Source organism: Planctomyces sp. SH-PL14 (genome assembly GCF_001610835.1).
Lineage (GTDB): Bacteria > Planctomycetota > Planctomycetia > Planctomycetales > Planctomycetaceae > Planctomyces_A.
In genome coordinates, this window is record NZ_CP011270.1 from 4051418 (window position 1) to 4066022 (window position 14605).

Annotated in this window: 11 protein-coding genes; 7 read left to right on the top strand and 4 right to left on the bottom strand. The window is 66.6% G+C overall.

Going from position 1 to position 14605, the window contains the following annotated elements:
- Window positions 1–510 precede the first annotated feature (510 nt).
- The 4 genes from VT03_RS15655 to VT03_RS15665 all read left to right on the top strand — a co-directional run bounded on the left by VT03_RS15655 (window position 511) and on the right by VT03_RS15665 (window position 3386).
- Window positions 511–1437, top strand: coding sequence for a DUF6677 family protein (locus VT03_RS15655; protein ID WP_075093835.1), 927 nt, complete (start codon window positions 511–513; stop codon window positions 1435–1437).
- Window positions 1438–1512: 75 nt separating this feature from the next.
- Window positions 1513–1689, top strand: a complete 177-nt coding sequence (locus VT03_RS33545; RefSeq protein ID WP_156514534.1) for a hypothetical protein — start codon at window positions 1513–1515, stop codon at window positions 1687–1689.
- A 143-nt stretch (window positions 1690–1832) separates the two neighbouring features.
- A complete protein-coding gene (locus VT03_RS15660; protein WP_075093836.1) occupies window positions 1833–2582 on the top strand; it encodes a PP2C family protein-serine/threonine phosphatase in 750 nt (249 codons plus the stop codon).
- A 57-nt stretch (window positions 2583–2639) separates the two neighbouring features.
- Window positions 2640–3386, top strand: coding sequence for a hypothetical protein (locus tag VT03_RS15665; RefSeq protein ID WP_075093837.1), 747 nt, complete (start codon window positions 2640–2642; stop codon window positions 3384–3386).
- Window positions 3387–3435: 49 nt separating this feature from the next.
- Here the strand turns inward: VT03_RS15665 and VT03_RS15670 are convergent, their stop codons facing one another.
- The 4 genes from VT03_RS15670 to VT03_RS15685 all read right to left on the bottom strand — a co-directional run bounded on the left by VT03_RS15670 (window position 3436) and on the right by VT03_RS15685 (window position 8858).
- Window positions 3436–4380 (bottom strand): tetratricopeptide repeat protein, encoded by a 945-nt coding sequence (locus VT03_RS15670; RefSeq protein WP_075093838.1) that lies wholly within the window; start codon window positions 4378–4380, stop codon window positions 3436–3438.
- A 345-nt stretch (window positions 4381–4725) separates the two neighbouring features.
- Entirely contained in the window at window positions 4726–5919 is a 1194-nt protein-coding gene (locus VT03_RS15675) for an aminotransferase class V-fold PLP-dependent enzyme (protein WP_075093839.1), read from the bottom strand.
- Window positions 5920–6283: 364 nt separating this feature from the next.
- On the bottom strand, window positions 6284–7654 hold the full coding sequence (locus tag VT03_RS15680; RefSeq protein WP_075093840.1) for a hypothetical protein: 1371 nt from the start codon (window positions 7652–7654) through the stop codon (window positions 6284–6286).
- Between the two features lie 199 nt (window positions 7655–7853).
- Window positions 7854–8858, bottom strand: a complete 1005-nt coding sequence (locus tag VT03_RS15685) for a DUF1559 domain-containing protein (protein WP_075093841.1) — start codon at window positions 8856–8858, stop codon at window positions 7854–7856.
- A gap of 228 nt (window positions 8859–9086) precedes the next feature.
- Here VT03_RS15685 and VT03_RS15690 point away from each other — a divergent pair, with 228 nt between their 5' ends.
- From VT03_RS15690 to VT03_RS15700, 3 genes are all read left to right on the top strand, one after another.
- On the top strand, window positions 9087–9704 hold the full coding sequence (locus tag VT03_RS15690) for a sigma-70 family RNA polymerase sigma factor (protein WP_075093842.1): 618 nt from the start codon (window positions 9087–9089) through the stop codon (window positions 9702–9704).
- Between the two features lie 38 nt (window positions 9705–9742).
- Window positions 9743–13390 carry a protein kinase domain-containing protein gene (locus tag VT03_RS15695; protein WP_075093843.1) on the top strand — a complete coding sequence of 1216 codons (3648 nt, stop codon included), beginning with the start codon at window positions 9743–9745 and terminating at the stop codon, window positions 13388–13390.
- A 95-nt stretch (window positions 13391–13485) separates the two neighbouring features.
- On the top strand, window positions 13486–14547 hold the full coding sequence (locus tag VT03_RS15700; RefSeq protein ID WP_075093844.1) for a GNAT family N-acetyltransferase: 1062 nt from the start codon (window positions 13486–13488) through the stop codon (window positions 14545–14547).
- The last annotated feature ends 58 nt before the right edge of the window (window positions 14548–14605 follow it).

Consider the following 14605-nt stretch of genomic DNA (forward strand, 5'->3'; position numbering starts at 1 on the left):
GGCTATGCTCGCTAACCCAACGTGCGACGGCAGCCTGGGGTCAAGGGGCCAAAAAACAACACAGTGCCCCCTTGCCGCCGGAGGCATTTTCGTCGCGGAACCGTGGGACACAACGGATGTCCCCTTTGTGGTACCGGCGTTAAGGGTTCACCGCTCGCCCTGCAATCCCCGCGGGTTGGTGAGGGGGGCATACGGCACGTCGTCCGCGCTTGGACACACAAGGCGTACGACAGTTCCCGACGAGACAGGCCTCCGGCGGGCAAGGGGGTCTGACCCCCTTGCATCCCCCACCAGGGTGCCCCTGGACCCGGTTGTGGGGCGTAGCAGCGCACCACCATCCCGCCCACGCACCCTGCCTAGGCACAGGTGGACGGGCAGGCTTAGAATTGGCAGGCTCAGGAGAGAGCGCCCGATCGGCGCAACTTCCTCCCAAAACGTGCCTTTCGCGCCGTTCGCTCTCCGCCCGTGGAGACGGGCCGGAAGACCGTCAGGAATCCCCGGAGGGACCCGATGCCGGATCCTCGTATCAACCTGAAGAATCCGGTCCTCGCCGGCATCCTCGCCTTCCTCGTCCCGGGAGCCGGACACCTCTACCAGGGACGGATGTTCAAGTCGGTGATCTACGCCGTCTGCATCTGGGGTACCTACCTCACCGGGAACGTCATGTCCGGCTGGCGCGCCGTCCAGGCCCCCCGGATGTCCGAAGTCTCCCGCCGCATCCCGCTGACCCTCAAGTTCGCGGCCCAGTCCGGCGTCGGCCTCCCCAGCCTGTACGCCATCTACCAGAACCAGCGCGCAGCCGGGCCCGCCAACCGCGACGTCACCTCGATCTCCTCGCCGATGAACCAGCCGTTCCAGGGAGCGGCGGAACTGCGCCCCGAGCTGGGAGAACGCATCGAAGGGACCATCGAGGGAACCATCTCGCTGAAACCGGAAACGGATGTCTTCGGGAAGTCGATCGGCGGCAGCCTGAAAGGGACCTTCCGCCCCAAGGGGGGAGAGGCCAAACCGATCGAGTGGCCGCTGGAACAGGTGGTCCTGGGACGGCGGATCCAGCCGGGGCTCGAGCGGTCGGTCCGGGCTTCGGTCCTGAACACCGAAGGGCGCGAGACCCAGGGTGAACTCATCGGCCACATCCCACGATCGATCCTGGACGGGTTCGGAGCCCCCGCGACCGAGGCGGACGACGAAGAACTCCACCGCAAGCTCGGGAAATTTCACGAGTTGGCAATGGTCCTGACCTGGATCGCCGGGCTGCTCAACGTGCTGGCCACGTGGGACGCCATCGACGGCCCGGCCTATGGATACGGCGACGAAGCGGAGAAGGCGCTGGCCGCTCAAGCGGCGAACGGAGCCACACCGGCGGCCCCGGCCCCCTCGACCGCGGCGTCGGCGACTCGCGACGGCGGCCGGCCGCAGAAGGTCCCTTCGACCTGACGGGCCACCGGCAGCAATCGCAAAACCCTCGGCCCGGCGCGTGTTTCGGTTCGGTCTCCAGCGAAGGAAAGTTTCATGTCGTTCACGTGGTACCTGTTTCCGCTGAGCGCGGCAATCAGCCTGGTCTGGACGGCGAGCCGATACGAATCGGAAGCGGTCATCATCCGCCGATCGATCGCCCTGACGTTCAAGATCCTGGCGGTGATGGCGGTGATCCTGGCGGTTCTGTACGTCCTCTCCTTCCGCCTGTAAGGACAGGAAGGGGGACCTGGCGATGTCGGGAGCGACGGACATTCGAAGCGATGGACTTTCCCGGGCGGAGCCGGTGTGATAACACGCTCGGGGAGAGCGGGTGGCGAAGTCCTGGATGAGTTGATTTTGAGGCGGACGTGTCCATGGCGGACAGACTGACATTCCGATGGGGCCACGTCAGCATCACGGGGAACTTCCGCGAGAACAACGAGGACAACTTCCACGTCGATTCCGCGGGACGCTTCTTTCTGGTCGCCGACGGGATGGGAGGCCAGAGCGCGGGAGAGAAGGCGAGCGAGCTGGCGATCGACCTGATCTCCGAGAAGTTCGAGCAGGCGATCGGCGGGCCGGCGGCCAACGTCCGGAGCGCGGCCGAAGCGATCGACCGGGCGGTCTCCTACGCCAACGACGAGATCATGGCCCTCAGCGGGCTCGACCGCCGTTACCACAACATGGGGACGACGATCGTCTTCCTGGCGGTCTGTAACGGGACGGTCTTCATAGGAAACGTCGGAGACAGCCGAGCCTACCTCTTAAGAGACGGGAACCTGGAGCAGCTGACGAAGGACCATTCGCTGACGCAGGCGCTCCTCGACGCGGGAACGATCACGCACGAAGAGGCGACGACCCACCGCTACAAGAACGTCCTCTACCGCTACCTGGGGACGAAGGAAGGGGGGACCGGAACGGAGCCCCGGCAGGTCACTCCGCAGAAGGGGGACCGGTTCATGCTCTGCTCCGACGGCGTCACCGACGGAGCCAAGTCGGCGGTCCTGACCGAGCTGCTCAAGACCGTGAATGAACCGCAGGCGGCAGCGGAAGCGATCGTGGCGGCCGCGCAGGCGGGGGGCTCGCGGGACAATATCTCGTGCATTGTCGTGCACGTGGTGTAGCAGGGCCGTCGAAGCGGACCGGTCTGCAATCGAGGTGTCCGGAAGGAATGAGCGGACGTGCATTCCGTCATCGCGCTCTTGTGCAAACTGATTCCGACCCCGGGCCGCTATTCCGGCTTTTGCCTTACGGATCTGAAGCGGCTGCTATGGGACGTGATTCCACTTGAGGTCCATGTTGGAACACGGGAACGAGGTCCGCGGACGATTCTGATTCGGGACGAAGAGTATGCCGTGGCGGTCCGCCGGTTCTTCCGCTCCTATCCGGAATGCATCGCACACCGCTCCCATTTGACCGTTCGGGCCCAATGCGGCGATGAAGAGATTGCGGGAGACTGCTTGAGGATCGCGCTCGGCGATTCGACGGAGGACGCGACGAGGGAGGCCGTGGGCGCATTGGGGCTGCTGGGAAGCCCGAACGCGATCGCCGCACTGGCGAAGATTTGCGAATCGGCGCCCACTCGACGCTCTCGCGTGTGTGCCGCAACGGAGTTGACGTTTCAGCACTGTGACGCGGGCGCTGAATTGATCAAGGAGGAGTTTCGGCTGGAGCGCGACAGCCAGCGCGCCGCTTTAGCGGCATGCGCTGCCGTCTTCGGCGACCTCGACGCCCATCGGCATCTGACCGAGCTGGCCTCCCAAACGGACTCGACGTCGTTTGGATTGGCCTCGCTCGTGGCGACGCGCCTGTGCAATCCCGCCCTGTTGTACGAAGACGAGGAGACGATCTCTCACGCCGAGTTCATGCGGCGAATCGACGACCGGAAAGCGAGGCCGTGGTTCCGGTACGGACAGCCGACTGCGTAGACGCGTCTTCGAGGGGAAGGCTTCCGTCGTTGCTCGACGCGCTCGGGTGTCATCCCTTGCGGATGAACTCCTCGTGCCGCCGCAGCTCATCGGTGACCCGCAGCAGGGCGTCGAGCTGCTCGTCGAGCTGATGCTTGACCTGCACAAAGACGTCCGCGTTCCGGGCGAGCGACTGGCGGTCCTGGTTGTCTCCGACGAGTCCCACGAGCGTCTGGATCCGCGGGAGGATGTTCTCGTGGAGGTTCTCGCGGATCGCCTCCGCGGCGGTGATCGCGTCCCGCGACATCCGGTGGTTGTCTTCCCGGTCCTGGTTCTTCTCCTGGAGCGTGAGCTTGCGGTAGTTCCCGACCGAGTAGTCCCGCTTCTCCAGCTCCTTGGTGTCGACCAGCCGGCCGAAGGGGCTGTACTTCTCCTTCTGGACGACGGCCGCCTCTTCGATCCGCCGCAGGCCGCGGCGGGCGGGCTCGAAGTCGGGGCGGATCTCGAGGGCCTTGTCGTAGTGCTGCTTCGCCAGCGCGACGTTCCCCATTTCGAAGTAGACGTTGGCCAGGTTCTGGTGGGCGTCGTGCATCGCCGGGTTGAATTTGACCGCCTCCTTGTAGGCCGAGACCGCTAGGCTGAGCTGGTGCAGTCCTTTATGAGCGATCCCGAGGTTGTAGTACGCCTCGGCGCTCTTGCGGTCGCGGGAGATCGCCTGCCGGAGGGCCTTGGTGGCGTTCTGGTAGTCGCCGATGCGGTTGTAGACCGCGCCAAGGTTGGTCATCGGCGGGGCGCGGCGGACATCGAGCATGCTCACCTTGCGGAAGCATTCGATCGCCCGCGGGTAGTCCTTGGCCTGGAAGGCGGTGTAAGCCCGTCCTTCCCAGGCGGGGAGGCAGCGTTCATCGGTCGCGATCGCCTGTTCGAAGAAGGCGATCGCCTCGTTGAGCCGTCCCTGATCGCGGGACGCCTTGGCCTGTTCGCACAGGTGCTCGGCGGGGGTCGGAGTCGTCATTCACAGCCTCCGGACAGGTTGGGCGGGAGCTCAACCCCGCGCCCGGCCGCTCCGGCAATACGACATGAGAGGCCGCCGATGACACGGCCGCGCAATCGCTGTCGGAGCACACAACAGCCATTGTCTAGCGACCGGCAGTGTAACAGTGACGCGCGGTGGACGCATCGAATTTCTTGCGCGCGAGGAAGCGGCCGATCCTGAGCAGGCTATGAAATCCGTTGCCGCACCGAAGGATCAGGCTCTGTTGGGAGACGCACACCCGCCCGAAGCGCCAGCGAGGGACGATGCGTGAATTCCCTCGCTGGCGCTTCGGGCTGGTGTGGACGGACCGCTTTCGAACAGAGCCTAGTTCTGAGCGCCGCGCCAGCGCTGGACGGATTCGACCAGGCGGTCGATCTGTTCCGGTGAGTTGTAGAGGTGGCAGCTGACGCGGAGATGGATCTCGTCCCGCCAGTTGACGATCGGGACCTCGATCCGGTGCTCGTCCCACAGGAACTTCTGCAGCGGGTGGAACGCGTTGGGGAAGGCGGCCCGGGAGGCGACCCACGGCAGGCGGACGGTGACCATCGATCCGTACCACTCCGGGGAGTCGGGGGAGATCGGGACGCCGTCCAGGTCCTCGATGATCCGCTGCCGCGCGAAGCGGGCGAGGGCGTGGGTCTGGTCCCGGAAGCGGTCGAGGCCGATCCGTTCCAGGAAGGCGATGGCGGAGGGGACCGAGAGGTAGGGGGCGGAGTCGGCGGTTCCGACCCACTGGAACTCGTCCTTCCAGATCATGGGCCGACCGCCGAGGCTGCGGCCCCAGCTCAGGAGGTTGGGGCGGAGGCCGCTCTTCCGCGCGCCGGTCACATAGAGAAACCCCGCGCCGAACGGGGCGGCGAGCCATTTGTGGAGTGAGCCGCAGTAGAAGTCGCACTTCAGGTCGGCGATCCGGACGTCCCGCATGGCGATGGCGTGGGGGCCGTCGATGCAGACGGGGATCTTTCGCGCGCGGGCTTCGCGGCAGATCGCTTCGACGGGGAAGATCAGGGCGCTGGCCGAGGTGATGTGGCTGACGACGATGAGTTTCGTTTTCGGAGTGACGCGGTTGAAGATCGCGTCGACGATCTCCTGGGGGGTGATGACTTCCGGCGGGGTCGAGGCGAGGACGGTGCGGGCTCCGGCGCGGGAGCAGGCGCGGCCCCAGATGCGGATGACGGCGCCGTATTCGTGGTCGTTGAGGAGGACTTCGTCGCCGGTTTCGAGCGGGAAGTTCTCGGCGACGATGTTCATGGCCGTGGTGGCGTTGGGGACGAAGACGAGGTCTTCGCCGCGGCAGCCGATGAACTTGCCGAGGTGGTTGGAGGCGGTGTCGAGTTCGTCTTCCATTCGCCGGAGGTAGAAGTCCATCGGGTTGCGGCAGAGCGTTTCGCTCCAGCGTTCGCGTTCGCGGCGGACGGTGTCGGCGGGTGGTCCGAAGGAGCCGTGGTTGAGGTAGGTGGTTCCGGGGTCGAGGGTCCATTCGGGGGTGAATTCGGACCAGTGGAACTCAGCGGTCATTGAAGAACTTCCGGAGGGACGGACCAACCGGATCTACGATAGAGAGGGGCCACCGCATGGTTCCAGCCACCTAGACCGGGGTCCAGGGGGTCACCCCTGGTGGGGAGTGCAGAGGGGCAACGCCCCTTTGCCCGCCGGAGGCCTGGCCGTCGAGAGATGTCTGAAGGAGTGCGTATCCAAACGCGGACGCGGTGTCGGATGCCCCCTCACCAACCCGCGGGGAGTACAGAGGGGACGTCCGTTGCCTGCCACGGTTCCTCATGGAAGCGCCTCCGGCGGCAAGGGGGCGAGGCCCCCTTGACCCCAGCGGCCGTCGCACATTGGGTTTGAGCAATCGGTCCTGTGCCGGCAAGGACGCGGTTTATCAGTGGAGGCTGGCTCGGCCGCCCACCGTGACCACCTTCGACGGACTGCCGCCAACCTCGAACGTCTGCAGAATCTTGCGGTCCGCCACACCAAAGACCGACAGCGTTCCATCCCCCGGATTCGACAAGACACCCCGCCGGCGATCGGCATCAAAGTCGACCGTATGGTGCCCGTTGTGACCATCGACCTTGCTCCGGCCAACGTCCAACGTCCCCACAATCCGGACATCGGTCCACTGGCCATCTTCATTCGGATCGAGCTCCAGCAGCGTCATCACGTTCGGCGCGGTCACCTCGGCCGGGTGGTCATGAAACACGAGCGCCAGCGGCGACCCCCGCCGCGGCTGGACGATCTGAAGACCCGCCGGCCGGTTCTCCTCCGCCATGCCGAGCTCCACCCGCGTGACCTCCGGCTCCACCGCTGACGCATCGAGCAGCCCGAACGCCGCATCGGTCCCCGAACCGGTGACAAACATCACATGCTTCCCCGCCGTCTGAAAAGCACCGGTCCGCCGCGGCTTGTCGTTGTGCTGACCAAGCGACAGATGATGCGTCGCGATCTCGTCGGCGGTCTTCGGTAGCGCCGCCGGTTCCGCGATCCAGCACACACCATCGGAGGGAGCGAAGAACACTTTGCCCTGGCAGAACGTCGCGCCGTGCAGCCCGCCGTGCGGCAGCGTGATCGACAGCCCGATCTGCGGCGAACTACCGCTTCCCGCAGCCGCGAGCGGCGTGATGTCGACGCGGCCACCCTGCCCGCCCCCCTCCTTGTCATTCGGACGGCCGATCCAGGTCGAGTAGCCCCACCGCTTCGACGCGGCGAGCGTGATGTGCCCTCCCCCGCCGGGATGGAAGACCGCCCGGCGACTGATCGCCCCATCCTCGTCCTCGGCCGTGATCGCCGCGGGATCGAGCCGCGTGTAGCCGTTCTTCCGATCGTTCGCGAGATAGAAGACGTTGTCGTAGCAGTAGAGGTGGGCCGGGTTTCCCTGCTGCTTGTCGATCGTCAGCGCGCGGACCCGTGGCGGGCGGACATAGGTCCAGTGCGAATGATCGCCGTGCTCCTCCTCTTCGACACCGGTGTCGATCAGGATCCACCCGCTGCCGAACGCCCCGTCGTCCTCGTCGCGGACGCCGACCAGCAGGAAGCCGCGGGCCGCCTCCATCTGGACGAGCCGCTGCTCATCGGCGTCGAGCTTCGGAAAACCCTCCACGGATCCGGTCGCCGTGAGGCTCAACGTCGAGCCCTGCAGGCCGAGGTCGGCCCACTTCACGATCCGCTCGGCGTCGTCCTGAAAGAAGACCCGGGTCACGGTCCGCGGCGGGGGATCGGCCGCGCAGGTCGTCCCGACGACGGCGACGACAGACAACACCCAACACGACAACGCCACGGAGAACTGTGTTCGACGCATGAAGCACCTTGGAGGAATGAAACGCGGAATACGGAACAGGATCTCCTCCCCCTCTGTGCTTCTCCGTACCTCTGTGTTTCCACTTCTTACGACGGAAAGGAGGAGTGAAACACAGAGACGCAGAGGGCGCGGAGGAAGAGGCTGAGGAGCAGACGGATCAGAAGTCGCCGACGATCTCGCGCCCGGCGAGGGTGAAGAGGGCCCGGAAGGTCACGAGGTCGATGTTCTCGCCGACGAACCGGACGCTGCCGTCCCCAAGGACCATCTGCGCGCCGCCGGAGTGCCAGCTTCGCGGACCGGACCAGAGGCGGCCGTGGGCCGTGACGTCCGGAATGAGGCTGTTGGGCGGGAGATAGCCGTTGACCATCGAGTAGGTCTCGAGGCCGCGGATCCAGCCCCGGCCGCGGTCGCCGCTCCACGAGGTGATCGTCGGAATGATCGGAGCGAGGTCGGGGTCCTGGACCGCCATGCCGGAACCGACTCCGCCCGGAGCGGTCGAGATCGGCGCCCACAGGCTCCCGGCGCTGGCCATGGACCGCGTCCGGTCCTGCGGCATCGGGCCAGTCGCGCTGGTTCCGCTGCCGCGGATCGTTTCGGCCATCAGGACAGTCGTCGAGGTGCCGTCGGTGAAGTCCCGCAGCCGGACCCCCGACCCGTACCAGGCAATCCCGTCCGTCGGGAACCGGGCGTCGTAGTAGGTCTTTGTTCCCGACCCGGAGCTGACCATGTAGTTGAGGCCCGCGTAGCCCCCGGAGTACTGGACGGGACCACCGTCGCTCGGGCAGAGAAGTAGCGGCACGACCGTGTTGGCCGCGCGGGCCTGGACCGGGTTGATGACCTGGCTCGGTCCTGAACCGGTGAGGAGCGGGAGGTCGAAGTTGATCAGCCCCGAGAGTCCCCCCTGCTCGACATACGGGAGGAGCTTGGCCTGCACGGAGAAGTTGTACTGCGACGGCGTCCCCAGGCCGGGGAGCACGGAGTAGGTGCTTTCGTAGTTGTGCAGCGCCAGGCCGAGCTGCCGGAGGTTGTTCTGGCAACTGCTCCGGCGGGCCGCCTCCCGCGCCTGCTGGACGGCGGGGAGCAGCATCGAGACCAGGACCGCAATGATGGCAATGACGACGAGTAACTCGATCAGCGTGAATCCGCGACGACAGCGAGGCATGACCCCCTCCACTCCAGATGTCCACGGAGATTATCTGCACAACGTGTGCGTCAAGCAATCTACGTGCACAACGATGCTTGTGCAATAGCTGTGCAAGTGTGATGCGCAGCGAAAAATTTCCCGTGGCGGGGAGCGGGCTCGCGCGATACCGTCGCGTCTGGCGGCGGGACCGAGAGGATGGGGGATCAGGACCGACCGGAATGACGGGCCGGCGCCGGGAGAGTGAGCATGTCGGTGACGCAGATCCTGGCGCGGATGCAGGAGGGGGACCGCCGGGCGGCCGGGGAGCTGATGCCGCTCGTCTACGGGGAGCTGCGGAAGCTGGCCGAAATCCGGTTGGCGAACGAACGGGCGGGCCACACGCTCCAGGCAACCGCGCTGGTCCACGAGGCGTACCTGCGGCTCGTCGGCGAGGAGGACAAGCCTGTGTGGGAGAACCGGCGGCACTTCTTCGGCGCGGCCGCGGAGGCGATGCGGCGGATCCTGATCGAGAGCGCCCGCCGGCAGGCGGCGATCAAGCGCGGCGAGGGGGGTGCGAAGGTGCCGCTGGAGGAAGCCTTTCTCGTCATCGAGGAGCCGGACATCGACCTGCTGGCGCTCGATGAAGCGCTGGAGCGGCTGGGGGAGACCGACCCGCCGGCGGCGGAACTGGTCCGGCTGCGGTACTTTGCCGGGCTGACCCATTCCGAAGCGGCGGATGTGCTCGGTCTGCCGCTGCGAACCGTCGAGCGGACCTGGACTTACGCGCGGGCCTGGCTCCTGCGGGCCTTGCAGGAGCCGGCCGGGAGCGGGGAAAATCTCGAAAATTCTGGCGGGGAGCGGAGCCCGACGACGCATGAAGAGTGACCCGCCCACGCCGCGGCGGCCGTCCCAGCGAGCCCGTCATGTCCGAACGCACGATCTTCCTCAACGCCCTCGAGATCGCCGACCCCGTCGCGCGGCGGACCTACGTCGACCAGGAGTGCCAGGAAAACGCGGACCTGCGGCGTCAGGTCGATGCCCTGCTGATGGCCCACGAACGGGCGGGGGAGTTCCTTGAGCATCCGGCCGCCGCGCCGCATCCCGCTTTCGTTCGGACACAGGCCGAGACGGGCGGCTCCTCGTCCGCCGGTCATGGCCACGACACGGGAGTCGCCGTCGATCCGGACGACCTGAAATTTCTGGGGCCTTCGCCGCGGCCGGACGCGCTGGGGCGGGTGGCTCACTACGACATCCTGGCGGTCCTGGGACGCGGAGCCTTCGGGACGGTCTTCAAGGCGGTCGATACCGGACTCGACCGGGTCGTCGCCCTGAAGGTCCTTTCGCCGGAACTGGCGGCGAGCGGACCCGCGCGGCGGCGGTTCATCCGCGAGGCGAAGGCGGCCGCCTCCGTCCGGCACGAGCATGTCGTCGACATCCACGCCGTCGGCGAGGAGCCGATCCCGCACCTCGTGATGGAGTGCATCCTCGGCCAGACCCTGCAGCAGAAGCTCGACCGGGTCGGCGTCCTGCCGGTGATCGAGATCCTGCGGATCGGTTACCAGATCGCCTCGGGGCTCTCGGCTGCACATGCGCTGGGGCTGATCCATCGCGATATCAAGCCGGCCAACATCCTGCTGGAGAACGGGGTCGAGCGGGTCAAGATTACGGACTTCGGCCTCGCCCGGGCGGGGGACGATGCGAGCCTCACGCAGTCCGGGATCGTCTGCGGGACGCCGATGTACATGTCTCCCGAGCAGGCGCAGGCCGACCAGATCGACGGCCGGGCGGACCTGTTCAGCCTGGGGAGCACGCTCTACGCGATGTGCACCGGCCGCCCGCCGTTCCGGGCCACGACCACGATGGCGGTCCTGAAGCGGGTCGTCGAAGAAACGCCGCGGCCGATCCGCGAGATCAACCCTGAGATCCCCGAGTGGCTGTGCGAGATCATCGACAAGCTGCTCGCCAAGAAGCCGGAGGACCGCTTCGCCAGCGCCCGCGAGGTCGCCGCGCTCTTCGGTCAGCATCTGGCGCATCTGCAGCATCCGAAGACCTCGCCGCGGCCGGCCGCCGTGAGACTGCCCCGGGGGAAGAGCGGAACTCGTGCCGCGTCCTGGACTCGGCGGGCGGCGGGACTCTGGATGGTGCTGCCGTGGGCCGGCGTGGTCCTCGCGGCGGATCTGGCGTTCCGGTACTTCAAGGCCCGCGCCGTTCGACAGGCGCCGCACGACGCGTCGAATTCCCTCCTGGCCACGATGGTGATCGGAGCCGTGGTGGCCCTGCTCGTCGCGTGGATCGTGAGGTCACCCAGGACGCGCCGCACGCTGGCCTCTCTGGCGGTCGGGTCGCTCCTCATCGCCGGCGCGGAGGGGATGCGCTGGATTCGGCTCAGCGAAAGTCCGCGGGGACCATTCCCCACGGCCGCCGATGTCGAAGCCAAGCTGGTTCGAGCGCTCGAAGCGGCTCCCGCGGTCAGCGGTGATGGCTGGGCGAACCTCCTTTCTTACTCGACTCGCGGAGACTTCGACGCGGCCCCTGCGGGAGTAATTTATCAGAAGGGGCTGCTGAGGGTTTCGGCGCCCCTTGACGCGAAGGGCGTCGACATCGAACTCAGCCGCTATGGCTTCCGCAATGGGACTTTGCGGATGGAGGCGGTCTGCCGGCGCAATGCCCCCAGCTGCGCGATCCGTCTCGGAATGTCCCATGGCGATGGGACGCCGCTGCGGGTGAGCGCCGCTCTGCAGGCCAGGCAGGCGGACGGCCAGACCGAAGCCCAGCTGTGGCAGACGGATGACCAGGCGGGCATGACGTCTCTTGCCCATAAGGCGATCGATCCGATTTCTCTGGGACGGCATGTCCTGCTGGAACTGACGGTGGACCGAGGGGCGGTTGCCGCGCGGATCGATGGCGTGGAGCTCAACCACCCGCGGGCCCTCTCGCCGGATCGTGACGTGGTCCCGTGTCTGGCGATCAGCGGCTCGGACTGGGACATCACCAAGTGGGAGCTCACGACCGACGACAAGCCGATTCCGATCGACTCCCTCAACTGGGGGCGGTTCGTCAACCCGACCGATCTGGCATCGCTGGAACGGGCCTACGACTACTCGGTCATGGAGGTCCCCGGGACCCGGCCGTTCCAACTCTCCGCTTTTTCGGACCAGAACGTCGATGCGCCTCGGCTCGTTCAGGATGTTGAAGGGGACTTCGAGCTCTCGGTCGCGATTCCGCCGTTCGATCGTCCGGCCCCCGGAACCGATCTGGAATCGGGAGGGAAGAAGAGCGACCGGGGCGCAGGCATCCTGCTTTGGCAGGACGCGACGACGTTCCTGCGATTCGAGCGGAGCGGTCGGGGCGAAGATCGCGACGGCGCCCCCATGCTCCAAGCCGAGTGGTTCCGCTCCGGCGGGAAGCAGGAGGGGCGCGACGGTTGGCTCCCGACCGATCCCGACGGGCCGACCCATCTCAAGGTTCACCGGATGGGCCCCTACGTGCGACTGTACTGGAGCCTGGATGGCTTGGATTGGACCGAGTGGGGAGCGGTGACGAATGCGGAGCTCGGGCCGAAGCTCCAGATCGGCCTGTTCGTGCGAAACTCGACCCGGTCGCCACTGAAAGTCCGCTTCGACCGGTTCCGCGTCCGGGCAACTGAGCTTCCCGATCCGTCGCTGGCGATCCTCCCCTTCGACGCCCGCCGCGCCGCCGCGTGGCAGGAAGAGACGGCGAAGGCCGCGGGGGTTCCGGTCGAGCGGACGAACTCGGTCGGGATGACGCTGCGGCTGATTCCTCCTGGCGAGTTCCCGATGGGGCTGTCGATCGACGAGGTGAACGACGTCCTCAAGCGGCCGCACCAGGCGGGTCTCGATCGGGGGCTGCTGGTGTTCATGACGAACTCCAGCGGACCGCAGCACAAGGTCCGGCTCACGCGTCCCTACTACGTCGGGACGACGGAGGTGACGGTCGGGCAGTTCCGGAAGTTCGTCGAAGAGACCCAGTTCGAGCCGGCGAACATTCCGCAGGCGGAGGCGGATCAGCCCAACTGGGTGAAGCCGGCTTCGGACGAACGTGACCGTCAGCCCGCGATCCACGTGACGTGGCACGAGGCCCGGAAGTTCTGCCTGTGGCTCAGCGAGAAGGAGGGGCTGGAGTACACGCTGCCGACCGACGCCCAGTGGGAGTTTGCCTGCCGGGCCGGGAGCCTGGAGCGCTGGCCGCACGGGGACGACCGCAGCGAACTGCCGCAGTACGCCTGGTTTGGTCTGGGGTATCACGACGCCCCGCACGCAGTGGGAGAGAAGAAGCCGAATGCCTTTGGCCTCCACGACATGCTGGGGAACGCCCACGAGTGGGCTCTCGACTGGCATCAGCAGTCGTTCTACGCCGAGTCTCCCATCATCGATCCGGTCTGCACGAAGCCCGGCGTGGGCCGGGTCTGCCGCGGCGGGTGGTGGTGGGACACGGCCGACCTGATCCGGTCCGGCTCGCGGAGTTACAACGTTCCCGATGTCCGGTATCCGGGCTGCGGGTTCCGCGTGGCGATCGTGGGGAACCTCAAGAGCGACCAGAAACCGGAATAACGACGACTGCGGTTGTCCCGGGCGCCCTCTACACTGCGGACCTCAAATGACCAGTCCGCTCCGAAGACCGGAGTGGGACGGAACTGGGGACCTGCATGATCGAAGTCCGGCCTTACGAGGGCTCCGCCGAAGACCTGTCGAACTTCGTGACCGCCACGTGGCGGCGGGACTATGCCGGGAAGATGGCCTTTCCGCTCTGGTCGGCGGAGTATCTCCGCTGGCAGCTGCGGCTCGACGAGGAGCGGTTTCGCAAGTACCAGGTCGCCGCTTATGACGGGACGCGGCTGGTCGGGACGCTCTTGGCGGCTCCGTGTGCGTTTCAGACTCCCGAGGGGCGGGTCGCCGGGGCGCATGGGAGCTGGCTGGCGGTCGATCCGGAGTATCGCGGGCAGAAGATCGTCGGCCGGATGGCGGAGGAGCGGGTTCGCCGCGTGGCGGAGGACGGGGGGCGGCTGGTCGTCAGTTATCGCTTCTTCGGTTCGAAGCATTCGCTCGCGGAGCGGCCGCCGACCGACAAGGTCGATGGCGGAAAGACATTCATCGGGAAGCGGGGTTTCTGGGCGCGGGTTCTCGATACGCCCCGCGCGGCGCGGTGGAACGTTTTGGGGTGGGAGTCAATTCTCACACGCGTGGGGGGGCCGTTCACGCCGCATCCGCGAGTTACCACTGCCAAAGGGGTGATTCGGCCGGCTCGGGAAGAGGATATCCCGCGGTGTGTGGAGCTGATGCGGAAGATGACCTCGCGGATGAGCGTGGCGGTGGCTTGGGACGAGGAGCTGCTGCAGCATCAGCTCTTGGGGAGTCCGGTGGCTCAGACCTTGGTCACCGAAACCGAGGGGACGGTGCGGGGGTTTGTGAACTTCCATGTGTTGCCGTTCCTGGGGCGGACGGAGGAGCCGGTGGGTGTTTTCGACATCGTGTGCCTGGAGGCGGTGACGAGTCGGGATTGTGTTCCGCTGGTGAATGCGGCGCTGGCGGCGATGCGGGAGCAGGGGGGGGTGTTGGCTCTCAAGATCGGCTGTGGCGATGCGCCGTGGGGGACGCTGTTGTGGACGCATTTTGTTCCGCGGCTGCCGGATTCGTATCTCGTTTTTCAGTGGCCGCAGGCTCCGATTGGCGGCAACCTGTCGGGCCCGATGCATCTGCTCTGGCGCTGAAGCGTCCTTGCCGGCACAGCGTCGATTGCTCAAACCCAACGTGCGACGGCCGCCGGGG

Bases quoted from the DNA above. Each gene is read 5' to 3' on its own strand.
- VT03_RS15655 (WP_075093835.1), top strand. From the start codon at position 511: ATGCCGGATCCTCGTATCAACCTGAAGAATCCGGTCCTCGCCGGCATC.
- VT03_RS15685 (WP_075093841.1), bottom strand. From the start codon at position 8,858: ATGCCTCGCTGTCGTCGCGGATTCACGCTGATCGAGTTACTCGTCGTC.
- VT03_RS15690 (WP_075093842.1), top strand. From the start codon at position 9,087: ATGTCGGTGACGCAGATCCTGGCGCGGATGCAGGAGGGGGACCGCCGG.
- VT03_RS15670 (WP_075093838.1), bottom strand. From the start codon at position 4,380: ATGACGACTCCGACCCCCGCCGAGCACCTGTGCGAACAGGCCAAGGCG.
- VT03_RS15700 (WP_075093844.1), top strand. From the start codon at position 13,486: ATGATCGAAGTCCGGCCTTACGAGGGCTCCGCCGAAGACCTGTCGAAC.
- VT03_RS15660 (WP_075093836.1), top strand. From the start codon at position 1,833: ATGGCGGACAGACTGACATTCCGATGGGGCCACGTCAGCATCACGGGG.
- VT03_RS15675 (WP_075093839.1), bottom strand. From the start codon at position 5,919: ATGACCGCTGAGTTCCACTGGTCCGAATTCACCCCCGAATGGACCCTC.
- VT03_RS15695 (WP_075093843.1), top strand. From the start codon at position 9,743: ATGTCCGAACGCACGATCTTCCTCAACGCCCTCGAGATCGCCGACCCC.
- VT03_RS33545 (WP_156514534.1), top strand. From the start codon at position 1,513: ATGTCGTTCACGTGGTACCTGTTTCCGCTGAGCGCGGCAATCAGCCTG.